The 23,494-nt window shown below is 69.5% G+C and carries 21 protein-coding genes; 14 read left to right on the top strand and 7 right to left on the bottom strand.

From position 1 onward, the window contains the following. Window positions 1-129: 129 nt before the first annotated feature. From FA743_RS17355 to FA743_RS17345, 3 genes are read left to right on the top strand one after another with little or no spacing between them, the layout of a single operon-like run. Entirely contained in the window at window positions 130-1,044 is a 915-nt protein-coding gene (locus FA743_RS17355) for a 3-hydroxyacyl-CoA dehydrogenase NAD-binding domain-containing protein (protein WP_136887344.1), read from the top strand. A 12-nt stretch (window positions 1,045-1,056) separates the two neighbouring features. Then, window positions 1,057-2,451, top strand: coding sequence for an aminotransferase family protein (locus tag FA743_RS17350; protein ID WP_136887343.1), 1,395 nt, complete (start codon window positions 1,057-1,059; stop codon window positions 2,449-2,451). A gap of 11 nt (window positions 2,452-2,462) precedes the next feature. After that, window positions 2,463-2,927: a DUF3237 domain-containing protein gene (locus FA743_RS17345; protein ID WP_136887342.1), complete on the top strand. Its 465-nt coding sequence runs from the start codon at window positions 2,463-2,465 to the stop codon at window positions 2,925-2,927. Window positions 2,928-2,943: 16 nt separating this feature from the next. On the opposite strand, the gene FA743_RS17340 is transcribed toward FA743_RS17345, so the two are convergent. Together FA743_RS17340 and FA743_RS17335 are read right to left on the bottom strand one after the other, a co-directional pair. After that, complete coding sequence (locus FA743_RS17340; RefSeq protein WP_136887341.1) at window positions 2,944-4,614, bottom strand: amidohydrolase; 1,671 nt, start codon at window positions 4,612-4,614, stop codon at window positions 2,944-2,946. Window positions 4,615-4,653: 39 nt separating this feature from the next. Beyond that, on the bottom strand, window positions 4,654-5,337 hold the full coding sequence (locus tag FA743_RS17335) for a TetR/AcrR family transcriptional regulator (RefSeq protein ID WP_169308929.1): 684 nt from the start codon (window positions 5,335-5,337) through the stop codon (window positions 4,654-4,656). A gap of 106 nt (window positions 5,338-5,443) precedes the next feature. On the opposite strand from FA743_RS17335, the gene FA743_RS17330 reads away from it, so the two are divergent. The 11 genes from FA743_RS17330 (at window position 5,444) to FA743_RS17280 (ending at window position 18,209) form a co-directional block, all read left to right on the top strand. Then, the gene (locus FA743_RS17330; protein ID WP_136887339.1) at window positions 5,444-6,517 is read left to right on the top strand and encodes an ABC transporter ATP-binding protein; all 1,074 of its coding nucleotides are present in this window, start codon (window positions 5,444-5,446) and stop codon (window positions 6,515-6,517) included. Beyond that, window positions 6,514-7,470: an ABC transporter permease gene (locus FA743_RS17325; RefSeq protein WP_136887338.1), complete on the top strand. Its 957-nt coding sequence runs from the start codon at window positions 6,514-6,516 to the stop codon at window positions 7,468-7,470. The genes FA743_RS17330 and FA743_RS17325 overlap by 4 nt, the downstream gene beginning before the upstream one ends. After that, complete coding sequence (locus FA743_RS17320) at window positions 7,463-8,263, top strand: ABC transporter permease (RefSeq protein ID WP_136887337.1); 801 nt, start codon at window positions 7,463-7,465, stop codon at window positions 8,261-8,263. The genes FA743_RS17325 and FA743_RS17320 overlap by 8 nt, the downstream gene beginning before the upstream one ends. A gap of 24 nt (window positions 8,264-8,287) precedes the next feature. Further along, complete coding sequence (locus FA743_RS17315; protein WP_136887336.1) at window positions 8,288-9,307, top strand: extracellular solute-binding protein; 1,020 nt, start codon at window positions 8,288-8,290, stop codon at window positions 9,305-9,307. A 48-nt stretch (window positions 9,308-9,355) separates the two neighbouring features. Then, window positions 9,356-10,051 carry an aspartate/glutamate racemase family protein gene (locus tag FA743_RS17310; protein WP_136887335.1) on the top strand — a complete coding sequence of 232 codons (696 nt, stop codon included), beginning with the start codon at window positions 9,356-9,358 and terminating at the stop codon, window positions 10,049-10,051. An 83-nt stretch (window positions 10,052-10,134) separates the two neighbouring features. After that, window positions 10,135-12,219, top strand: a complete 2,085-nt coding sequence (locus FA743_RS17305; RefSeq protein ID WP_136887334.1) for a TonB-dependent siderophore receptor — start codon at window positions 10,135-10,137, stop codon at window positions 12,217-12,219. Continuing rightward, window positions 12,213-13,130: an ABC transporter substrate-binding protein gene (locus FA743_RS17300; RefSeq protein ID WP_169308928.1), complete on the top strand. Its 918-nt coding sequence runs from the start codon at window positions 12,213-12,215 to the stop codon at window positions 13,128-13,130. The genes FA743_RS17305 and FA743_RS17300 overlap by 7 nt, the downstream gene beginning before the upstream one ends. Beyond that, window positions 13,127-15,091, top strand: a complete 1,965-nt coding sequence (gene fhuB / locus FA743_RS17295) for a Fe(3+)-hydroxamate ABC transporter permease FhuB (protein ID WP_136887332.1) — start codon at window positions 13,127-13,129, stop codon at window positions 15,089-15,091. The genes FA743_RS17300 and fhuB overlap by 4 nt, the downstream gene beginning before the upstream one ends. After that, window positions 15,088-15,855, top strand: coding sequence for an ABC transporter ATP-binding protein (locus tag FA743_RS17290; RefSeq protein WP_136887331.1), 768 nt, complete (start codon window positions 15,088-15,090; stop codon window positions 15,853-15,855). The genes fhuB and FA743_RS17290 overlap by 4 nt, the downstream gene beginning before the upstream one ends. Window positions 15,856-15,979: 124 nt before the next feature. Continuing rightward, on the top strand, window positions 15,980-17,206 hold the full coding sequence (locus FA743_RS17285; RefSeq protein WP_246055025.1) for a glycosyltransferase: 1,227 nt from the start codon (window positions 15,980-15,982) through the stop codon (window positions 17,204-17,206). Between the two features lie 142 nt (window positions 17,207-17,348). After that, the gene (locus FA743_RS17280; protein ID WP_136887329.1) at window positions 17,349-18,209 is read left to right on the top strand and encodes a sugar phosphate isomerase/epimerase family protein; all 861 of its coding nucleotides are present in this window, start codon (window positions 17,349-17,351) and stop codon (window positions 18,207-18,209) included. 81 nt (window positions 18,210-18,290) lie between these two features. On the opposite strand, the gene FA743_RS17275 is transcribed toward FA743_RS17280, so the two are convergent. The 5 genes from FA743_RS17275 to FA743_RS17255 form a co-directional block, all read right to left on the bottom strand. Next, window positions 18,291-19,067: a 3-keto-disaccharide hydrolase gene (locus FA743_RS17275; protein ID WP_169308927.1), complete on the bottom strand. Its 777-nt coding sequence runs from the start codon at window positions 19,065-19,067 to the stop codon at window positions 18,291-18,293. Between the two features lie 68 nt (window positions 19,068-19,135). After that, complete coding sequence (locus FA743_RS17270) at window positions 19,136-19,774, bottom strand: gluconate 2-dehydrogenase subunit 3 family protein (protein WP_136887328.1); 639 nt, start codon at window positions 19,772-19,774, stop codon at window positions 19,136-19,138. Next, on the bottom strand, window positions 19,774-21,462 hold the full coding sequence (locus FA743_RS17265; protein WP_136887327.1) for a GMC oxidoreductase: 1,689 nt from the start codon (window positions 21,460-21,462) through the stop codon (window positions 19,774-19,776). Before FA743_RS17265 ends, FA743_RS17270 begins: the two co-directional genes overlap by 1 nt. A gap of 39 nt (window positions 21,463-21,501) precedes the next feature. After that, window positions 21,502-22,449: a hydroxypyruvate isomerase family protein gene (locus FA743_RS17260; protein ID WP_246055024.1), complete on the bottom strand. Its 948-nt coding sequence runs from the start codon at window positions 22,447-22,449 to the stop codon at window positions 21,502-21,504. A gap of 128 nt (window positions 22,450-22,577) precedes the next feature. After that, on the bottom strand, window positions 22,578-23,494 hold a 917-nt coding region (locus tag FA743_RS17255), incomplete at its 5' end, for an ABC transporter substrate-binding protein (RefSeq protein WP_342774418.1).

Below are 23,494 nucleotides of genomic sequence, written 5' to 3'. Positions count from 1 at the left end.
CTGTCTTGCGACCGATCTCGCATTTTTTGCGATCGCAATCAAGATTGATCTTTGAGGATTCGCATAATAGCACTTGATTTGCCGGTTCAAGGGCTGCAATTCTGCGATCACATCAGACAGGACGTGCCGATGCAGGACACCAAGATCGCCATTCTGGGGCTGGGGCTGATCGGCGCCGCATGGGCGGCGCTGTTCGTCCATCACGGCGCGCAGGTCGCGGCCTGGGACCCCGAGGCGGCGGCGCGCGAGGGGCTGGCCGACCGCATGGCGACGCCGCTGCGCCAACTGGAACAGATCACCGGGCAGCCTGCGCGCGGCAGGCTGACGGTCACCGGCGATCTTGCCGCCGCGCTGGACGGCGCCGCGCTGATCCAGGAGAACGCCCCCGAAAGCATCCCGCTGAAGCAGGCGCTTTATGCGCAGATCGAGGCGCTGACGGAGGCCACCACCATCGCCTCCTCGGCCTCGGCCCTCTGCTGGACCGATCTGGCGCCGTCCCTGCGCGACCCCGCGCAGCTGATCACCGCGCATCCCTTCAACCCGCCGCATCTGGTGCCGCTGGTCGAGTCCTATGGCACCGATCCCGCGCGTCTGAACGGGGCCGAGGCGATCTATCGTGCCGCCGGTCGCGTGCCGGTGCGGCTGACAAAGCCCGCCACCGGCCATATCGCCAACCGCCTCGCCTCGGCGCTGTGGCGCGAGGCGGTGCATCTTGTGGCCGAAGGCATCGCCGATGTGCCCGCCGTTGATGCGGCGCTTGTCCATGGGCCGGGGCTGCGCTGGTCGGTGATGGGCGCGCATATGGCCTATCATCTGGGCGGAGGCCCCGGCGGCATGGCGGCCTATCTGGACCATCTCGGCCCCAGCCAGGAACGCCGTTGGGCCGATCTGGGCACGCCCTCGCTGACGCCCGGGGTCCGCGCCGCCCTGACCGCCGGGATCGCGGCCGAGGCCGATGGCCGCGACATCCCCACCCTGGAACACACCCGCGACGCGGCGCTGATCGCCGTGCTGAGGGCCCGCACCTCCTCCGGACATCTGTAAAGGACCGCCATCATGGACGACCGCGCCAATATCTCGCTTGCCGACCTGGACCGGGAGGCGCTGTTCCACCCCGTCTCCTCGATCCACGACCTGCAGACCAAGGGGCCGGTGATCTATACCGGCGCGCAGGGCGTCGAGGTCACCCGCGAGGGGGGCCAGACGCTGATCGACATGGGCGCGGGCCTGTGGTGCGTGAACGTGGGCTATGGCCGCCCGGAACTGGTGGCGGCGGGCGCGCAGGCCATGCAGGATCTGAGCTTTCAGCACTTCTTCGGCGGCGCCTCGGCGGAACCCACGATCCGGCTGGCCGACCGGCTGCTGGGCCTCTTCAACGAGACGGTGCCAGGCGCCGACATGGCGCGGGTGTTCTTCGGCTGCTCGGGCTCGGACGCCAATGACACGGCGCTGAAGCTGGTGATCTATTACAACAACCTGCGCGGTCTGCCCGCCAAGAAGAAGGTGATCTCGCGCAAGGGGGCCTATCACGGGCTGACCTATGCGGCGGCCAGCCTGACGGGCATCGAGGGCTATCACACCGCCTTCGACCTGCCCATGCCGGGCGTGCTGCACACCAGCTGCCCGCATCATTACGCCTTCGCCCAGGACGGAGAGACCGAGGCCGCCTTCACCGACCGCCTGATCGTCGAGCTGGAGGAGATGATCGCCCGCGAGGGGGCCGACACGGTCGCCGCCTTCATCGCCGAGCCGGTGATGGGCACCGGCGGGGTCTTCCTGCCGCCGGCGGGCTATTTCGACCGGGTGCAGCAGGTGCTGGACCGCCATGACATCCTCTTGATCGCGGATGAGGTCATCACCGGCTTCGGCCGCACCGGCGCGTGGTTCGGCTCCGAGACCTACGGCATCCGCCCCGACATCGTGTCGCTGGCCAAGGGGCTGACCTCGGCCTATTTCCCGATGTCGGCCTCGATCGTGTCGCGCCGCATCTGGGAGGTGCTGGAGGGCGCCTCGGCCAAGATGGGGGCCCTGATGCACGGCTTCACCTATTCCGGCCATCCGGTCGGCGCGGCCATCGCCATGGCGAACCTGGACCTGATGGAGGCCGAGGACATGCCCGCCAATGCCGCGCGCCTCGGGCCGGTGCTGCTGGAGGCGCTGCGGTCCAAGGTCGGCGATCACCCGCTGGTGGGCGACATCCGCGGCGTGGGCCTGATGGCGGCGGTCGAGTTCGTGGCCGACCGCGCCACCCGCGCCCGCCTGCCCGTCGGCGCGCACAAGCTGGTGGCGGCTCATGCGATGAACCAAGGCGTGCTGACCCGCGCCCTGCCCTTCCTGCCCGTCACCTCGATGTCGCCGCCCCTGTCGATCACCGAGGGCCAGATCGACGAGGCCACCACCCGCTATGCAAGGGCGCTGGAGGCCGCCACGCCCGAGATGCTGGCGCTGTAGGGGACCTACTCATGCGCATCACCTCTCTCGGGGCCAAGGCGGATCTGCCGCAGCCCCGGCTGGAGTTTGCCCTGTCGATCCGGGCCGATCTGGGGCCGGCGGTCGAGTTCACGACCTCGCACGGCATCACCCGCGCCATGTTCCCGATCACCGGGGGCGAGGTGGCGGGCGAGGGCTGGCGCGCCGTCATCCTGCCCGGGGGCGCCGATTTCGCCACCCGCCTGCCCGATGGCAGCTATGCGATCGAGGCGCGCTATTTCGCCCGGACCGAGGACGGGATCACCCTGTCGGTCCTGAATGCCGGGCGGATGTGGGCGCAGCCCGACGGGTCCTTCGACGGGCGCACGCGGGCCGAGCTGCAGGCGCCCGAGGGTCCGCTGGCCTGGCTGACCGACGCGGTCATGTTCGGCACCGCCCATGCGGCGGCGGATGACGACGATCACGTGTGGATCGAGCTGTGGCGGGCGGTCCTCTAGACCGCCCGCACAAGAATCAGGCATCGGCCTCATGGGTGACGCGCCCGTCGCAGAGGGTCAGGCGCGGGGTCATCCGCGCGATGTCCTCGGGCGCCATGTCATGGGGGTCCTCGGGCAGCAGCACCAGATCGGCCAGCATGCCGGGCCGGATGCGCCCCACGCGGTCCTCGGCAAAGCCCGCGCGGGCGCCGCGCCAAGTATAGCCCTCTAGCAGCTCGTCCAGCATGACCCGCTGGTCGGGCATGTCGGGCCCCCAGGGCTTGCGCTGCAGGGCGGTGCCGATGGACAGCAGCGGCTCGACCGGCACGATCGGCCAGTCCGAGGCAAAGCAGTAATCCGCGCCGGTATCGAGGATCCGCCGCCAGGCATAGGCCAGGGGCCAGCGGTCCTTGCCGATGGCCGAGGCGGCGGGCTCGATCCCCTCGCCGCGCACGCCGGGCGGATGCAGCGGCTGCAGCGAGGCGATCACGCCCAGCTGCGCCAGGCGCGGCAGGTCCTCCTCGGTGATCAGCTCGATATGCTCGATCCGGTGGCGGCTGTCGCGCGGGCCATTGGCCTCGGCCGCGGCCTGATAGCCGTCCAGCGTGATGCGCACCGCGCCGTCGCCGATCGCGTGGACGCTGATCTGCAGCCCGCGCCGGTCGGCCTCGATCGCGGCGTCGCAAAAGGCCCGGGCCGAGAACAGCGGCGTGCCCTTGTGGCCGGGGCGGGTGGCGTAATCCCGCACGAAGACCGCCGTGCCGCTTTCGATGACCCCGTCGACGAAGATCTTGACCCGCCCCGAGCACAGCATCTCGTCATTGAACTCGGCGCTCATGGCGCTGGCCTCGTCCAGGGCGGACAGGGGCTTGTCGGCGGTCAGGTGATAGGGGACCTCGACCCGCGCGGTCAGGTCGCCCGCCGCGCGGATCTCGCGCAGCAGGTCCAGCGTGTAATGGTTGCCGTCCATGTTCTGGATCGAGGTGATCCCGGCCGCCGCGCAATGGCGCAGGCCGGCGCGGATCATCTGAATGTCCTCGGCGCGCTCCTCGGGCGTGGGCGGGCTGGCAGGCTCGCGCCCCGACATGCCCAGCATCTCGCGCCCGCCGCTGGTGCGCAGGTCCAGCACCGGGCCGATGGCGCCCTTCTCGTGCAGGGCGCCGGTCGCGCGACCGTCCTCGCCCATGACGACCTCGTTGCCGTCCTCCATCTCGGCCCCGTCCAGCAGGCCGGCCTTGTCCAGGGCGACCGTGTTGGCCCAGGCCGTGTGGAAATCGAAGGCCATGACGATCAGCGGGCGATCGGCCAGGATCTGATCCAGCACATGCCGGTCGGGTTCGGCGTCACCGCCCAGAATGTCATAGGGCGCGCCTTGGCAGATCAGCAGCCCCTCGTCGGGCTTCTCGGCGGCATAGTCCCGGATGGCGCGGGTCAGCGCCGCGCGCCCCGAGACCTCGGCCAGCTGCAGCATCGTCAGCCCGGCGCCGCCGCTGAACAGGTGCAGATGCGATTCGACGAAGCCGGGCAGCAGCGTGCCCCCTTCGGCGTCGATGATGCGCGTGTCCGGGCCGGCCAGCGCCAGCATCTCCTCATCCGTGCCCAGGGCCGCGATGCGGTTGCCCGCCACCGCGACGGCCTGCGCGCGCGGGGTGTCGGGGTCCATCGTCAGCACCCGCGCATTGCGGATCACCAGGGTGGTCTTGTCCATGATCGGATCTTTCACAGGGGAGGGGTCACAGGGGATGTGTCACGGAGAGCGGTGTTTCAGGGCGGGGGCGGCCAGAAAGCCGTCCTCGAAGAGCTGCCGCGCCAGGGGGGCGATCCGCGCCTGCAGCGTCTGCCGATGCGCCTCCAGCGTCATGTCCTCGGTGCGGATCAGGTCCAGGAAGGCGGCGTTCCAGACATCGAAGACCAGCCGCCCCAGCTGCGCCGGATCGGGATCGTCGCCGCAGCGCAGGCGCAGGTCGTACTGCCCCATGAAGGTGGCGACCGCGCCGATCAGCTGGTCGTTGATGGTCGAATATTCGCGCGACAGCTCGGTGTCGGGGTGCCGGATGACCGAGGCCTCGGCATAGCGCCAGACCCGCTTGCCGGCGATCTCCAGCGTGCGCGTTGTCACCTGGCCCAGCATCTCGACCAGGATGGTGCCGAAATCGGCATCCGTGCGCGGATGCATGGCCGTGTCCGTCTCGCGGAACTGGTGGGAGCCTTCGGCGATCATCGCGATCAGGATGCCGTCCTTGGTGCCGAAATAATTGAACAGCGTCGGCGGCGAGACCTGCGTGGCCTCGGCCAGTTCGGCCATGGTCGTGGCGTCGATGCCGTTCTGGCCGAACAGCCGCGCGGCATGGCGCAAAATCTGCGCGCGGCGATGGGCCTTCTTGCGGTCGCGCAGGCCCGGCGGGGGGGTCCTGTCCGTTGCCTGCTGCACCGGCATCTCCATCAAATTATTTGTCACTGTAAACTTTTTTATTGACTAAAATTTCTGTGTCAATACCAATCTGGGACCAGACCGCCTGTCGCGAAAAGGCCAGACGATGATCCAGCTTCATTCCGTGTCCAAGATCTATGGCGCCGGCGCCGGGGCGGTGACCGCCCTGTCCGATGTCAGCCTGACCATCGCCGAGAACGAGTTCTTCACGCTGCTGGGCCCCTCGGGCTGCGGCAAGACCACGCTCTTGCGGATGCTGGCCGGGTTCGAGGTGCCAAGCCGGGGCGCCATCGTGCTGGACGGGCGCGACATCGCCGATCTGCCGCCCAACAGGCGCCCCATCAACACGGTGTTCCAGAACTACGCGCTGTTTCCGCACATGACGGTGGCCCAGAACATCGCCTTCGGGCTGCAATCGCTTGGCCGGCCCCGCGCCGCCATCAAGGCCCGGGTGGCCGAGATGCTGGCGCTGGTCGCGATGGAGCATCTGGCGGACCGCAAGATCGCCGCCATGTCGGGCGGCCAGCAGCAGCGGGTGGCGCTGGCCCGGGCGCTGGCGCCGGCGCCGCGCATCCTGCTGCTGGACGAGCCGCTGTCGGCGCTGGACCTGAAGCTGCGCCGGCAGATGCAGATCGAGCTGAAGCGCCTGCAGGCCGAGACCGGCATCACCTTCGTCTTCGTGACCCATGATCAGGAAGAGGCGCTGACCATGTCCGACCGCATCGCGGTCATGGGCGCGGGCCTGCTGCATCAGGTGGCCAGCCCCCGCGATCTGTACGACCGCCCCGCCAACCGCTTCGTCGCGGGCTTCATCGGCGAGGGGAATTTCCTGCCCGTCCATGTCCGGTCGCGCGACGGGGCCCTGGCCCGCGTGACCATCGCCGGCGCCGATCTGACCCTGCCCGCCGAGACCCTGCCGGCCGGAGAGATGCAGGCGCTGGTGCGGCCCGAGCGGATCGTGCTGGCCCCCGCCGGGGGGACGGGCGGGCTGCACCTGTCGGGGGTGGTCGAGAACCTGGTTTATATCGGCACCGACACGCATCTGCATCTGCGCCTGCCCGATGGCGCGCAGATCACCGCCCGGATCGGCAATGGCGACCCGCACCTGCAGGGTCTGGCGCCCGGCGCCCGCGCGGCGCTGGCGGTGCCCTCCGACGCGTTGCGCCTGGTGCCCGCATGAGCCTGGCCGACGCCCGCCCCGCCGACCTTGCGGCGCCCCCTGCCCGCCAGGCCGAGGCCCGCAAGTCCCGCCGCGAGGCCCGCACCCGCTGGTGGCTGGCCACGCCCGCGCTGCTGACCATCGCGGCGCTGTCGCTGCTGCCTCTGTGCATTGTCATCCTCTATTCGGTGCTGGAGCGCGACAGCTATGGCGGCATCCTGTGGGCGCTCTCGGGCGAGGCCTGGATCGAGGTCTTCTTCCAGCGCGACATCTTCGAGGGCACCCTCGCCCCGGCCGGCGCGCATCTGGCGATCCTGTGGCGGTCGATCCGGCTGGCGCTGATCACCACCGGGCTGACGCTGCTGATCGGGGTGCCCACCGCCTATTTCATCGGCACCCGGCCCGCCCACACCCGCAACCTGTGGCTGTTCGCGATCACCGTGCCCTTCTGGACCTCGCTGCTGATCCGCATCATCGCCATCGGAGAGCTGATCCGCCGCGACGGGCTGGTGAACGCGGCGCTGCTGCAGATGGGGCTGATCGACGAGCCGCTGCAGATGCTGTTCACCGATTTCGCCATCGGGCTGGGGATGACCTATGTCTATCTGCCGCTGATGGTGCTGCCGGTCTATGCCGCCGTGCAGCGGCTGGACCCGCGCCTGATGGAGGCCGCCTATGACCTTTATGCCTCGCGGGCGCGGACCTTCTGGCGGGTGATCCTGCCGCTGATCCGGCCCGGGGTGATCGCCGGATCGCTGCTGGTCTTCATCCCCTCCCTTGGCGATTACGTCACGCCGCGCGTGCTGGGCGGCGGGTCGAACCTGATGATCGGCAACCTGATCGAGCTGCAGTTCGGGCAGGGCCGCAACTGGCCCCTGGGCGCGGCGCTGGCCCTGACGCTGATGATCCTGATCGGGCTGGCGCTGATCCCCTGCGCGCGGCTGCTGCGCGGAAAGGCGGCACCCCATGGCTAGACGCTTCGATCCCCAGACCCTGCCGGGCTTCGGCGCCATCGCCGCGCTGGCCTTCGCCCTGCTCTATCTGCCGCTGATCGTGCTGGTCACCTATTCCTTCAACGCGGGCGACCTGATCGGCCGGTGGGAGGGGCTGTCGTGGCGCTGGTACGCGCAGGCGCTGAGCAACGCCGCCATTCAGGACGCGGCCCTGCGCTCGCTGGTGCTGGCGCTGGTCGCGGCGGCGCTGTCGACCGCGCTGGCGGTGCTGGCCGCGCTGGCCACGACGCGGGCCGACCAGTTCCGCCCCCGCCATGCCATCGCCGCGGTCATCAACCAGCCGCTGGTCGTGCCCGAGATCGTCATGGCGGTGGCGCTGCTGCTGCTCTTCTCGATGCTGCGGCAGGCCACCGGGCTGTCGGGCATGGGCTATCTGCTGGCCGCCCACGTCACCTTCTGCATCCCCTTCGCCTATCTGCCGGTCCGCGCCCGGCTGGAGGGGATGGATGCGAACCTCGAACGCGCCGCCGCCGATCTGTACGCCAGCCCGCTGACGGTCTTTCGCCGCATCACCCTGCCCCTGCTGGCCCCGGGCATCCTGGCGGGCTTCATGCTGGCCTTCGTCATCTCGCTGGACAACGTCGTCATCTCGCAATTCATCAAGACGGCCGGGCAGGAAACGCTGCCCACCTACATGCTGGGCCAGCTGCGGCGCGGCATCTCGGCCGAGATCTATGCCGTGTCCACGATGCTGGTGGGCCTCAGCCTGCTGATCCTGACCCTGTCCTTTCTTGTGAACCGCACGCGGCCCTGACCGCCCCAGCCCGAAGGAAATCCGATGAAACCGCTCCTTGCCGGCCTCGCCGCCCTGACCGCCACCCCGGCCTTGGCCGAGGGAGAGCTGCACATCTTCAACTGGGGCAATTACACGCCCCCCGAGCTGATCGAGAAGTTCCAGGACACCTACGACGTCCGCGTGACCGTCACCGAATATGACAGCAACGACGCGGCTTTGGCCAAGATCCGCGCGGGCGGGCACGGCTTCGACATCGTGGTGCCGACCTCCAGCTTCCTGCCGATCTGGATCGCGCAGGACCTGCTGATGCAGACCAACCCGGGCCAGATGGAGAATGCCGCCAACATCCTGCCCGAATGGGCCGATCCCGAATGGGACCCGGGCCGCGTCTATACCGCGCCCTGGCAATGGGGCACGACCGGCATCCTGGTCCATACCGGCAGCTATGCGGGCGACATCAACAGCTCGGCCATCTTCCTCGACCCGCCCGAGGAATTGCGCGGCCGCATCAATGTCGTCCCCGAGATGCAGGACATCATGAACCTGGCCGTCATGTATTACGGCGGCGAGATCTGCAGCGCCGACATGGACATCCTGCGCCAGGTCCGCGACGGGATGCTGGCCGCCAAGCCCTTCTGGACCGGCATCGACTATCCCCCCTTCGAGACGCTGATCAACGAGGACATCCTGGCCTCGACCTTCTGGAACGGCGCCTCGGGGCGCATTCGCGCGGCCAACCCCGAGTTTGCCTATGGCTATCCGCGCGAGGGCTTTCCGATCTGGATGGAGAATGTCGCGGTGCTGGCCGATGCCCGCAATCCCGACAATGCGAAGCTGTTCCAGAACTTCGTGATGGACCCCGAGAATGCGGCGATCATCTCGAACTACCTGCGCTATGCCAATGCGATCGCGGGGTCCGAGGCGTTCATGGATCCCGACCTGACCGATGCGCCCGAACTGGTGATCCCCGAGGATCTGCAGGGCTCGGCGCAGACCGCGCGGCTCTGCGAGCCTGCGACGCAGGACATCTACACCCGCATCTGGACCGAGGTCCTGCGCTGATCCCCTGATCCGCCGAGGCGGGTCCCCTCACGCCCCGAAGGTTCCCGCATGACCCCTGCCCCGCGCATCGCCCTGATCCACGCCCTGCCCGAATCGGTGGCGCCGATCCGCGAGGCCTTTGCCCGGCTCTGGCCCGAGGCGCGGACCGCCGATCTGCTGGATGCCTCGCTCTCGGCGGATCTGGCGGCGGCGGGGCGGCTGGATGCGGCGATGACCGCGCGCTTCCTGACGCTTGGGCGCTATGCGGCGGCGGGCAGCGGCGCCGTGCCCGCGCAGGCGGTGCTGTTCACCTGCTCGGCCTTCGGGCCGGCCATCGAGGCGGTGCGCGCCGACCTGCCCCTTCCCGTCCTGCGCCCCAACGAGGCCGCCTTCGCCCGCGCCCTGCAGATGGGCCCGCACGTGGCGCTGGTGGTGACGTTCCCTCCGTCCCTGCCGGCGCTGACGGTGGAGCTGCAGCAGATGGCCGATGCGGCGGGGCGGCCGGTGCGGATCACCCCTGTGCTGGCCGAGGGCGCGCTGGCCGCGCTGCAGGCGGGCGACGGGCCGGGCCATGATCGGGCGGTGGTCGCCGCCTGCCGCGATCTGGGCCCGCAGGACCTGCTGCTGCTGGGCCAGTTCAGCCTGGCCCGCGCCGCCCCGGCGCTGCGCGCGGCCCAGGACCGCCCCGTGCTGACGACTCCCGACAGCGCCGTCAGCCTGCTGCGCGCGCGGCTGACGGGACAGGTGCCGCCGGACCTGACCTGAAAGGACAGGGTCCTCATTTCCCCGATTGACGAATCCGAGTAAACTAGTCAGTTACCCGCATCCTCGTCAATCAGCAGGTCCCCATGTCCCCCTCCCTTCGTTCGACCTGCCTCGCCGGGGCAAGTCTTCTGGCCCTCTCGACCGCGCCCGCCCTGTCGCAGGACGGCCCCGCGCCCATCCTGCTGGACGAGATCGTCCTGACGGCCACGACCGACACCGCCGCGCAGACGGATGGCTATGTCGCGGGCTATGGGCAGGTGGCGACCAAGTCCGACACGCCGCTGGCCGAGACGCAGCAGTCGATCTCGGTCGTGACCGGCCAGCAGATCGAGGACCAGAACGCCCAGACCCTGGGACAGGCGCTGAACTATACCGCCGGCGTGCTGGGCGAGCCCTTCGGCGCCGATCCGCGCTTCGACAGCCCCACGGTGCGCGGCTTCGAGGCGCGCAGCTCGCAATATGTGAACGGGCTGCGGCAGCTGCGCTATCTGGGCGCCCCGGCCTCGGAAACCTACGGCATCCAGCAGGTCGAGGTCCTCAAGGGCCCAAACTCGTCGCTCTATGGCGCCGGATCGCCCTCGGGGATCATCAACCAGATCCAGAAGCGCGCGCAGGCTGTCGACTTCACCGAGATCGGCGCGGGCTATGACGGCAATGACAGCAGCCAGCTGTTCTTCGACGTGAACCGCGCGCCGTCCGAGGTGCTGTCCTGGCGCCTGACCGGGATCGCCCGGGACAGCCAGACCCAGATCGACGAGCTGACCAACCAGCGCGGCTATCTGGGCGCGGCGCTGCGCTATGCCCCCGACGCGCTGACCACGGTGGACCTGATCGCCTCCTACACCAAGGACGCGCCGATCTCGCCCCCGGGTGTGCCCTTCGCGCTGACCCGGATCGGCGAGGGCGAGGATCTGCGCGACGATTACTATGGCGAGCCCTCCTTCGACGACAGCGACCGCGAGATGGCCAATATCGGCATCGAGATCAGCCAGGAGTTGGACAATGGCTGGACCCTGTCGCAGGGCTTCCGCGCCGAGCGGTTCGATTGGGACTATACCGGCCATTACGTCAATGGGCTGACCGAGGACGGGCTGTCGGTCACGCGCGGCGCCAACCGGCAGCAGGAAAGCACCTCGGGGCTGAACCTCGACACGCGGCTGTCGAACCGGATCACCACGGGCGCGGTGACCCATGATCTGCTGGTCGGGCTGGACATCCGCCAATACGATGCCGACACCACGACCGAGTTCTTCTTCGGCCAGCCGTTGGACTGGCGGGCGCCGGACTATGGCGCCCTGCCCCTGCAGCCGGCATGGTATGTCAGCCGCAGCGACGTGACGCTGAAGCAGGTCGGCATCTATCTGCAGGACGAGATCTCGGTCGGCAACTGGCGCGGATCGCTGGCCCTGCGCCAGGACTGGACCGAGCAGACCGGCACCGAGGTCACGACCGGCGAAACGACGTTGGACCAGTCCGACGACGCGCTGACCGGGCGGGCGGGCCTGTCCTATGTGATGGCCAATGGCGTGATGCCCTATGTCAGCTATTCGACCTCGTTCGACCCCGAGATCGGGCTGGACGACACGACCGGCGAGACGCTGGAGCCCACCACCGGCAAGCAATGGGAGCTGGGCGTGAAATACCAGCCCGCCGCCATCGACGCCCTCTTCACCGCCGCGATCTATGATCTGACGCAGGAGAACCTGGTCCGCAATCTGGGGGCCGGGGTGAACCGGCAGGTGGGCGAGATCACCTCCCGGGGTCTGGAACTGGAGGCCACGGCCGAGCTGACCGAGGGATGGGCCGTCCGCGCGGGCTATGCCTATAACCGCACCGAACAGGTCGGCGGCCCCGAGGACGGGCTGGAGATGCCCAACGCCCCCCGCCATCTGGCCAGCCTGTGGGTGGACCGCGATTTCGGCAATGGCATCCGCGCCGGGGGCGGCCTGCGCCATATCGGCTCGCGCAAGGGCGATTTCAGCAATAGCTTCGATCTGGACAGCGTCACGCTGGTCGATCTGGGCGCCAGCTATACGCGCGGCAATGTCGAGGCCTCGGTCAATCTGGCGAACCTGACCGACGAGGTCTATCTGGCCAATTGCGGCGCCTTCGGCTGCTATTACGGTGAAGGCCGCACGCTGGCCGCCAAGGTGGCCTACCGGTGGTAGGCGGCGGGGCCGCATCCCGCGGGCCCTCGCGTCGCCGCTTTCTGACCGCCGCCGGCGCGATGCTGGCGGCGTCGTCCGCATGGGGGGCCTCTGCGGCGTCCGGGGCCGCCGCGCCCCGGCTGGCGGCGATCGATTGGGCGATGCTGGAGACCGCCGTGGCCCTGGGCCACATGCCGGTCGCCGCCGCCGAGCTGATCCGGTTCCGCGCCGATGCCGTCACGCCCGAGATTCCGCCCGAGGTGACCGATCTGGGCCTGCGCGGTGCGCCCAATTTCGAGCTGCTGCAGCTGGTCCGGCCCATGCTGATCCTCAGCTCTCCCTATTACACGCGCTACGAGGCGCGGCTGGCGCAGATCGCGCCGGTCCTGTCGCTGCCCTTCTACCTGCCCGGTGAACCGCCCCTGCCAAAGGCGATGTCCGCGCTGACCGTGTTGGCGGATCGCATCGGCGATCCCCGCGCGGGCGCCGGGGCACAACGGCGGGCCGAGGCGGATCTGGACCGGTGGGCCGTGCGGCTGGCCCCCCATGCCGACCGGCCCCTGGCGCTGATCGACATCGGCGATGCCCGCCATCTGCGCGCCTTCGGCCCTGACAGCCTGTTCGGCAGCACGCTGGACCGGCTTGGGCTGGCGAATGCCTGGACGGGCCGCACCGCCTTCAGCTTCATGGCCCCGGTGCCCCTCGAGCGGCTGGCCGAGATGCCCGAGGCCCGGCTGATCATCATCGGCCCGGTCCCGCCCGAGGCCCGGCGCGGGCTGGCGCGCAGCGTGCTGTGGCAGGCGCTGCCGCAGGTGGCAGCGGGCCGGGTCCATCACCTGCCGCGGGTCAATGCCTTCGGCGCCGTCCCCTCGGCGCGGCGCTTCGCGGGGCTGCTGGCCGAGGCGCTGGACGGGCGCGGGGCGCAAGGATGAGCCCCGCCGCCCGCATGGTCCTGCCCTTGGGCGCGCTGGTCGCGCTGGCCCTGTGGATGATGGCGGCGCGCAGCCTGCCCTGGCCCGGCTGGCCGCTGGACCCGGCGGCGATGAGCCTCGATCAGATCCGCATGGGATACGGGCTGATGCCGCGCGGGGTGATCGCGCCTCTGGCCGGGGCGGCGCTAGGCCTGTCCGGCGCGATCCTGCAGGTGGTGCTGCGCAACCCGGTGGCCGATCCGACCACGCTTGGCATTTCCGCCGGGGCGCAGCTGGCGCTGGTGCTGACGACGATCTTCGCGCCCGGGGTGCTGGAGGGCGGGCGCTGGCCCATCGCCATGGCGGGAGGTCTGGCGGCGGCGGCGGTCGTGCTGGCCATCGGCGCGGCGCGGGCCTTCGCGCCCGTGACGATGGTGATCGCGGGGATGCTGGTCGGGCTGACCGCCTCGGCGGTGGCGACGGCGGTGACGCTGGCGCAGGGGCAGTACCTGCTGTCGCTGGTGATCTGGAACGGCGGCTCGCTGGTCCAGCAGGATTGGAGCGGGGTGCGCAATCTGGCCCTTGTCCTGACGCTGGCCGGGCTGGCGGCGGCGGCGCTGGCGCGCCCCTTGCGGGTGCTGTCCCTGGGCGCCGAGGGCGCGGCGGGGCTGGGGCTGAACGTCGCCGCCATGCGGCTGGCTGCCGTGGTGCTGGCGGTCTGGATCGCGGCCAGCGTGGCGGCGGAACTGGGCCTGATCGCCTTTGTCGGTCTGGCCGCGCCCGCGCTGGCCCGCAGCCTTGGCGCCAGAAGCATCCCGGCGCTGCTGGTCTGGTCGCCGGTCCTCGGCGCGCTGATCCTGTCGCTCTGCGACGGGCTGGTTCTGGCCGTGGCCGGTCTGGGGGGCGAGACCTTCCCCACCGGCGCCCTGACCGGGCTGGTCGGCGGGCCGCTGCTGATCTGGCTGCTGCCGCGCCTGCGCGGATCAACCCCTCCGGGCCGCGAGCGGGGCGAGGGCCCGGCGCCGCGCCGCGCCCGCCCCCGGCGCCTGCTGGCGGCGCTGGCCGGGGGGCTGCTGGTGATGGCGCTGGCACTGCTGTGGATCGGACGCGTGCCGGGCGGATGGGCGGTGCTGGACGCGGGCAGCCTGGCGGCCTTCTTGCCGATGCGGCTGCCGCGCCTGATCGCGGCGGGGGCCTCGGGGGCGGCGCTGGCCCTCGCGGGGGCGATCCTGCAGCGGCTGACCGCGAACCCGCTGGCCTCGCCCGAGGTGCTGGGCGTCTCGGGCGGCGCGGCTTTGGGCTTTGCCGCCGTGACTTTCGGGGTGGCCGCCCCCGCAGCCTTGGCCTTGACGCTTGGCAGCATGGCGGGCGGCGCGCTGGCCTTGGCCATCGTCATCGCCTTCACCACCCGGCGCGACATGCCGCCCGAGCGGGTGCTGCTGGCGGGCATCGCCGTCTCGGCGCTGGCCTCGGCGGTGCTGTCGGCGATGATGGCCGTGGGTGACGCGCGGGCCTGGGCGGTGCTGACCTGGCTCAGCGGCGCGACGGGCACGGTCACGATGACCGGCGCGCTGGCGCTGGCCGGGCTGGCGGGCGTGGTCTGGCTGGCGGCCCTGGCGGCGGGCCGCTGGCTGGCGCTGCTGCCCCTGGGCGCGGGCGTGGCTGTGGGCGCCGGGCTGAACCTGCCGCGCGTGCGGCTGGCGCTGGTCGCCATGGCGGGGCTGGCCACCGGGGCCGCGACGCTGATCACCGGGCCGCTGAGCTTCGTGGGGCTGATGGCGCCGCATCTGGCCCGGCGGATCGGACTGGCCCGGCCCGCCGACCACCTGACCGGCAGCGCGCTGATCGGCGCGGGCCTGATGCTGGCCGCCGATTTCGGCGCGCGCATGGCGGGTTTCCCCTACGAGCTGCCCTTGGGCCTGTTTGCGACGCTGATCGGGGCGCCCTGGCTGATCTGGCTGATGACGAGGACGCCGCGATGACCCTGTTCTCCCTGCGCAACCTCTCCGTGGACGTGCCCGGGCGCCGCCTTCTGGACGACATCTCTCTGGACCTGCCGCAGGGCCGGATGATCGCGCTGATCGGGCATAACGGCTCGGGCAAGTCGACGCTGCTGAAGGTGCTGGCGCGCCAAGGCGCGGCCACGGGGCAGGTCAGCTTCGAGGGCCGCCCCCTGTCCGACTGGCGCGCGCGCGACCATGCCCGCAGGCTGGCCTTCCTGCCCCAGACCCTGCCCCCGGCGGAAGGCATGCTGGTGCGCGAGCTGGTGGCCCTGGGCCGCTATCCCTGGCACGGCGCGCTTGGCCGCGTCACCCCCGCCGACCGCAACGCCATCGCCCGCGCCATGGCCGAATGCGGCGTCGAGGCCTTTGCCGACCGGCTGGTTGACAGCCTGTCGGGCGGAGAGCGCCAGCGCGTCTGGCTGGCGATGATGGTCGCGCAACAGGCCGGGACCCTGCTGCTGGACGAGCCGATCAGCGCGCTGGACATCGCCCATCAGGTCGAGGTTCTGGCCCTCGTCCGCCGCATGTGCCACCAGGGGGGCCGCAGCGCCGTCATCGTGCTGCACGAGGTCAACATGGCCGCCCGCTTCTGCGACCATATCGTCGCGCTGAAGGGCGGTCGCGTGGTGCTGCAGGGCAGCCCCGCCGACCTGATGCGCCCCGAGACGCTGCACCGGATCTATGGCCTGCGCATGGAGGTGCTGACCCGCCCCGACGGTCCTCCGGTCGCCGTTCCCGCCTGACCGGCCCGGTGCGGCCTTCGGTCACAGCGGCAAGTCATGCATAGTCATATGTATACATGGCCTTGCAGGTCGTTTTGACATATCCCCTGAACGTGGAAGTTTACCAATGACGCGGGGCCGGCCCTTGAACGACACGCTGCTGCTTTATGCGCCCGTCCCGCTGCATCAGGACGCGGAGGGGGGGTTGTTCGTCGAATCGCAGGCCCTCAACGGCCTGCAGCTCTGGGCACGCAATTTCTCGCGCGTGGTGGTGATGATGCCGCTGGATCCCGGGCCGGTGCCGCCGGGCTGGGTGCCGGCCCTGCCCGACGATCCCCGGCTGGACCGGGTGGTCTTCGAACCCCTTCCGATGGCCTATCGCCCCGACCAGTTCCTGCGCCATCTGCCCGCCACGCAGCGCCGGATCCGCAAGCTGATCTCGGAGGCGGACTGGCTCAGCTTCGCGATCGGCGGGCTGTTCGGGGATTGGGGCGCGGTGGCCGCGCTGACCGCGCACCGGATGGGCCGGCCCTTCGCCGCCTGGACCGACCGCGTCGAATCGCAGGTCGTGCGGCAGGAGATCGGCACCGGCCATTGGCGCACGACCCTGCGCGCCCGTCTGACGCACCGGCCCATGGCGATGCTGGAACGCGCCGTCGTGCGCCGCGCCTCGCTTGGCCTCTTTCACGGGCGCGAGACCTTCGAGACCTATGCCCCCCATGCGCGCGGCCCCGCCGAGATCGTGCATGACATCCATATCTCGGCCGGCGACCATATCGACCCCGACCGGCTGGCGGCCAAGACGGCCGGGGTGCTGACCGGTCCGCTGCGCCTCGTCTATGCCGGGCGCGCCGATCCGATGAAGGGCCCCTTCGACTGGATCGAGGTGCTGGAACAGCTGGACCGCCGGGGGGTGGACTTCCGCGCCCGCTGGCTGGGGGACGGCACCGACCGGCCCGCGATGATCGCGCGGCTGGAGGCCTCGGGGCTGACCTCGCGGGTCGAGATGCCGGGCTTTCTGGTGGACCGCGAGGCCGTGCTGGAAGAGCTGCGCGACGCGCATCTGTTCCTCTTCTGCCACCTGACGCCCGAATCGCCGCGCTGCCTGATCGAGGCGCTGGCCTCGGGCTGTCCGCTGGCGGGCTATGCCAGCGCCTATTCCTCGGACCTGATCGCCACCCATGGCGGCGGCGCGCTGGTCCCGCGCGGCGACACGGCGGCGCTTGCCGAGGTGATCGCCGGGCTGGAGGCCGACCGCCCGCGCCTGGCGCAGCTGATCGCCCGCGCGGCGGCGGACGGCGCCCCCTTCACCGACACCGAGGTCTTCCGGCAGCGCAGCCAGGTCATCCGCGACCATCTGGGCGCCGCCTGACGGACGCCACGGCGCCTGACCCTTCCGCTGCGGCCAAAAACCGCAGAGGGGCCGATGTAATCCTTTTCATGGCCAATGAAACCCATTACATTTTCCTCAAGGCCCCCGGTGGAGCGGGGTGCTGACCGAGGAGGATCTTTACATGACTTTCGCAACCCCCGCCGTTCTGGGCGGACTGGTGGCCGTGACGATGACGGCATCGGGCGCCTTCGCCCAGGATGCCCGCACCACCGCCGATCTGCCGATTGCCGTGCAGATGTACACGCTGCGCGATCACGGCACGCTGGACGAGCAGTTCGCCGCCGTGCAGGCCGCCGGCATCACCGCCGTCGAGACGGTCGGCATGCAGGACAGCACCGCCGAGGACCTGTCCGCAATGATGGCCGAATACGGCGTCGAGGCGATCTCGACCCATGCCCAGCTGGACGACCTGCGCGCCGATGCGCAGGCGGTCATCGACTTCAACAAGGCCATCGGCAACGATGTGATCACCGTGCCCTATCTGGCCGAGGAGGCGCGTCCGACCGATGCCGCCGGCTGGACCGCGCTTGGCGAGGAGCTGGCCGCGCTCAGCGAGACGCTGCAGGCCGAGGACATGACGCTGGCCTATCACAACCATGATTTCGAGATGGTCGAGTTCGACGGCCGCACCGCGCTGGAGATCATGATGGAGGCCGCCGGCGAGGACGTGATGGCCGAGCTGGATCTGGCCTGGGTCGCGCGCGGGGGCCTGGACCCGGTCGAATATCTGGGCCGCTTCGACGGACGCGTCTTCGCGATCCATGCCAAGGACAACGCCCCCGAGGGCGAGGCCGAGGACGAGCGCGGCTTCAAGGCTTTGGGCGAGGGCACGCTGGACTGGGATGCGATCCTGCCCGCCGCCGAAGAGGCCGGCGCGCAGTGGTACATCATCGAGCATGACCAGCCGATCGACGCGGCCGAGGTCGTGATGACCGGCGCTACCTTCCTCACCGAAAACCTGCCGGACAGCGCAACGCGCTGATTCTCCTCCCTGCCGGACAGGTGACTGGGGCCGCGACATCCATCGCGGCCCTTTTTTCATCTGCAGATGGGTGGCCGCAGCCTACATCGGGCGGACCCAGATGTTGCGGAAGCTGACATCGGCATCATGGTCCTGCAGCCGGATCGGCGCGCAGTCATGCGCCTCGTAGCTGGGATAGCCGATCCATTCCGTCGCGCCCTGCAGCTGCGCATGGTTCTGCACCACGACGCCATTGTGCAGGACCGTCAGATGCGCAGGACGGCGCAGCGCGCCATCCTCGGCAAAGATCGGCGCCTGGAAGATGATGTCATAGCTCTGCCATTCGCCCGGCTCGCGCGAGGCGTTCACCAGCGGCAGGTGCTGCTTGTAGATCGAGCCCGCCTGACCGTTCGCATAGGTCGGGTTCTCATGGCTGTCCAGAACCTGCACCTCGTAGCGTTCCTGCAGGAAGACGCCGCTGTTGCCGCGATCCTGGCTGTCATGGCCCTCGTCATTGGGGGGCGAGCGCCATTCGACATGCAACTGCACGTCGCAGAAATTCTCGGTCGTGCGGATGTCGCCGCTGCCGCGCCCGACATGCAGGGAGCCGTCCTCGATGGTCCACTCTGCCTCGCCGCCATCGACGGATTCCCAGCCCTCAAGGGTGGAGCCGTCGAACAGGACGGTCGCATCAGAAGGGGGCTGGCCCTCGGGGGTCTGGACCAGGCGCGGCTCGGGGCCTTGCACCTCGGTCACGCGGGACTGGGCCTGGCGTTCCTCCTGCGTAGGCTCGGGCGCGGCATCCTGCGCGAAGGCGGGGGTGGCCAGCATCAGGCCGGCGGCAATCAGGGGGGTCAGTTTTTGGGAAGTCAGGGTCATGACGGATCAGCCTTGTGCAAAATACAAAAAGGCCCCCGGCCCGGTCGGGACCGGGGGCCTGCGGGATCTCAGGTGGCCCAGGCCGGGCCGCCGTCATAGTCCAGATCGCCGATATACTCGCCCGGCACCGGCTCGTAGCGCAGCACCTGCGTGGCGCCGACCTCCGAGGTGAAGAAGCCGAACAGCACCAGCTGCTGGATCGGTGTGAACCAGTGCAGCTCCGGCTCGGCCGCCTCTTCCGGCTGCTCGTCGGCGGCGGTGTCGGCAGAGGGCTGGATGTCCAGCGACTGCTCGCGCCGCTCCTCGGCCTCGGCCAGGACGGCGGCCTGGTCGCGGGCCTCGTCCGAGGCCGCCTGCAGCATCTCGCGGCGCTCCTCGGGGTCCAGATCCTCGAACGGCCGGTCGAACCGGTCCTGCGCCTGCGCCTTCAGCGTCTCCATGCCGTCGCGGAAGGCCGCCTGCTCCTCGTCGGTATAGCAGTCGCTGACGAACTGGGTGATGAAGGCGCCCACGCCCGCCTCCTTCGCGCCGGGCGTGTCGGTGGCGGGGATGATCGTCTCGGCCACCTCGTCCAGGAAGGCGGCATCCTCGGGGGTGAAGATGTTCGTCCCCACCTCGGTCGGCAGATAGGCCAGGGCGCGCTGCCCGCCCATCATGGCCGTGCCGGTGACGGCGGCGATCATCGTCAGAAGCTGGCGGCGGTTCATCACAGATCTCCGTTCTTGAGGGCGTTGACGGCATGTTCCGCCGCCCGCGCGGTCAGCGCCATATAGGTCAGCGAGGGGTTCACGCAGGCCGCCGAGGTCATGCAGGCCCCGTCCGTCACATAGACGTTGGGCGCGTCCCAGACCTGGTTGTTGCCGTTCAGGACCGAGGTCGCGGCGTCGCGGCCCATGCGCGCCGTGCCCATCTCGTGGATGCCCATGCCGGGGGCATAGTCGCTTTCGGTGGGCTTCACGTCGACGACGCCGGCGGCCTCGAAGATCTCGACCGCGTCCTGCTTCATGTCCTCGCGCATGCGCATCTCGTTCTCGCGCAGGTCCACGCTGATCGACAGGACCGGCAGGCCCCATTTGTCGGTCGTGCCCCGGTCCAGCGCGATGAAGTTGTCATGATAGGGCAGCATCTCGCCAAAGCCGGTCATGCCGATGGTCCAGTCGCCGGGCTTGGACAGGGCCTCCTTCATGTCGGCGCCGATGTTCAGTTCCGCGATGTCGCGGCGCCAGCCCTGGCGGCTGGCCGAGCCCTGATAGCCGAAGCCGCGGGTATAGGGCCGCTCCTCGCCATCCGTGTTGCGGAAGCGCGGGATGTAGAAGCCCGCCGGGCGGCGCCCGAAATAGTACTTGTCGTCGTATCCTTCGACCCGGCCCTCGGCGCCGACGCGGAAATGGTGGTCCATGACGTTATGGCCCAGCTCGCCCGAGGATGACCCAAGCCCGCCTTCCCACACATCGGTGGCCGAGTTCATGAGCACCCAGGTGGAATTGAAGCTCGACGCGTTCAGGAACACCACATTCGCGGTGTATTCATAGGTCATGTTCGTCTCGGCATCGATGATCTCGACGCCGGTCGCGCGCTTGCTGTCCTTGTCGTACAGCACCTCCTTGACGATCGAGAAGGGGCGCAGCGTCAGGTTGCCGGTGGCGATGGCCGCAGGCAGGGTCGCCGATTGCGTGCTGAAATAGGCGCCATAGGGGCAGCCCAGCCAGCACTTGTTGCGATACTGGCAGGCCACACGATTCTGGTCGGGCAGCGCCTCGGTGATGTTGGCGACGCGGCTGTTGATCAGATAGCGCTTGCCGCCGAAGGCATTGCGCAGGCGCGCGGCCACGTCCTTTTCCACGATGTTCAGCGGAATGGGCGGCAGGAACTGCCCGTCGGGCAGGATGTCCAGCCCCTCGTTCGTGCCCGAGATGCCCGCGAAGCGTTCCACATGGTCGTACCACGGCGCGATGTCGGCATAGCGGATCGGCCAGTCGGTCGCGATCCCCTCGCGCTCGTTGGCGCCGAAATCGGTGTCGGACAGGCGATAGCTCTGGCGCCCCCACATCAGGGACCGCCCGCCGACATGATAGCCCCGGAACCAGTCGAAGCGCTTGGCCTCGGTATAGGGGTTCTCCTGCTCGTTCGCCCACATGCCGAAGGTCTGTTCGTTCAGCGGATAGTCGCGCGACAGGACCGGATAGTTGTCCTTCATCTCGACCGTCGCGGTGCCGCGATGAGGATAGTTCCAGGCCTCGTTCTCGGCATGGACGTAATCGGTCAGATGCTCGATGTTGCGGCCGCGTTCCAGCATCAGGACCTTCAGGCCCCGCTCGGTCAGCTCCTTGGCGGCCCAACCGCCGCTGATGCCGGATCCGACGACGATCGCGTCGTAATGCATGTTCTCTGCCATCTGGCGTTCCTTTTCTCAGGTGTCTTGCTGGGGGCGTTGTCAGACGTCGCAGGTCAGGACCGCGTCGCGCAGCGATTGCGCGGCGGCGTCCGGGCTGGGATCGCGCGGCACGAATTCCTGCGCCAGCCAGCCCTGATAGCCGGTGTCGCGGATCGCGCGGCAGATCGCCGGATAGTTCAATTCCTGACTGTCGTCCGGTTCGTTGCGACCGGGGTTTCCGGCCGTATGGTAATGGCCGAACCATTGGTTGTGCTCGGTGATCGTGCGGATCACGTCGCCTTCCATGATCTGCATGTGATAGATGTCGTAGAGCAGCTTGAAATTCTCGCTGTCCAGGCGTTCGCACAGGGCGACGCCCCATGCGCTGCGGTCGCACAGATAGTCGGGGTGGTTCACCCGGCTGTTCAGCAGCTCCATCTGCAGGACCACGCCCGCCTCCGACGCGAGCGGCAGGATATGCGCCAGGCCCTCGGCGCAGTTGGCTAGGCCCTCCTCGTCACTCATGCCGCGCCGGTTGCCGCTGAAGCAGATCAGGTTCGTGTAGCCCGCCTCGGCCACCAGCGCGATGTGGCGGGTATAGTTCTCGATCAGCGTGGCGTGATTAGCGGGATCCGCCCAGCCATCCTCCAGGCTGATCTCGGCGCCGTTGCACATCGAGCTGTCCATCCCGTGCTCGCGCAAGGTAGGCCAGTCGTCGGGACCGCAGAGGTCGATGGCCCGCAGCCCGACGCTGGTGCCCAGCACGCAGAGATCGGCCAGGGCCATGTCGCCGAAGGTCCAGCGCGCGACGGAATGGTTGATGTTGCCGCGCAGCCCGGCGCCCTGCGCCTCCTGCGCCATCGCGGGGCCTGACAGGCCTGCGCCCAGTCCGGCACCGGCCACCGCCAGCCCGCCCGCGCCCTGGAACAGGCTTCGCCGCGTCAGGCCCCTGGACGTCGGGTCCGCAGGATCTTGGCCCGCAGTCATCCGGTCCGACAAATCGGTCATGGTATCCTCCCTCATGCTCGTGCCCCGGGATCACGGCTGAAACCGTTGACATCTCAGGGCGGACCGACCCTCCTCCGGGCCGGGTGGTCCCGCGCGCGGGGGGTATCCCCCCCCGCGCGCTTTTTCTCTCAATACGGGCTGTCTTCGAAGTAGAAGTCTTCGGCGTTTTCGGGCGTGATGAGTTCGGAGGCGATGATGAAGTCTCCGCTCATGGGGGCGCCTGCGGTGAGGCCGAGGACGGTCATCTCGATGGCGGTGGAGATCATCGAGGGGGGGTAGGTGACGTTGACCGGGACGGTGGGATCGCTGTTGCGGATCCGGTCGACCATCTCCTTCATTCCGGCGCCGCCCACGACGAACATCTCGTCGGTGCGGCCGGCCTGGTCGATGGCGGCCAGCGCGCCCACGGCCATGTCGTCGTCGGCGGCCCAGACCGCGTCGATTTCGGGGAAGCGCGACAGCCAGTCCTGCATCAGGTTGAAGGCGGTGTCGCGGTTCCAGTTGCCGTGATCCATCGCGGCGATCTCGACGCCCGAGCCCTCCAGCGCGGCCTCGAAGCCGGCCACGCGCTCGTTGTCGACGGTCGAGGCGATGCCGCGCATCACCACGACCTGCGCGCCCTCGTCCAGGGTCTCGGCGAAGTAGCCGCCGGCGGTGCGCCCGAAGCTGTCATTGTCGCCCGCGACGTAGAGGTCCTCGATCCCCTCCTGCGCCAGGCCGCGATCGACGACCGTGACCCAGACCCCGCTGTCGGCGATGCGCTGGATCGGGCCGGTCAGCGGCTCGGATTCGAAGGGCAGCACGACCAGCGCGTCGATGCCGCGGGTGGCGACCATGTCCTCGAGATCCGAGACCTGCTGGCCGGGATCCGAGGTGGTGGTCAGCACGAACTGCATGTCGGGGTTGGCCTCCTGCAGCCGGGCGACGGTGCGCTCGGCATGGAAGTTCAGCGCGCCCGCCCAGCCATGCGTGGCGGCGGGGATCGAGATGCCGACGGTCTGGGACAGCGCCGGGGCGGCGCCGAGGCCCAGAAGGGCGGTGGTGG

Source organism: Paracoccus gahaiensis, assembly GCF_005048225.1.
In the GTDB taxonomy this organism is placed as follows: Bacteria; Pseudomonadota; Alphaproteobacteria; order Rhodobacterales; family Rhodobacteraceae; genus Paracoccus; species Paracoccus gahaiensis.
The sequence above is the reverse complement of the archived record's forward strand: the minus strand, read 5'-3'. Positions and strand labels throughout refer to the sequence as shown.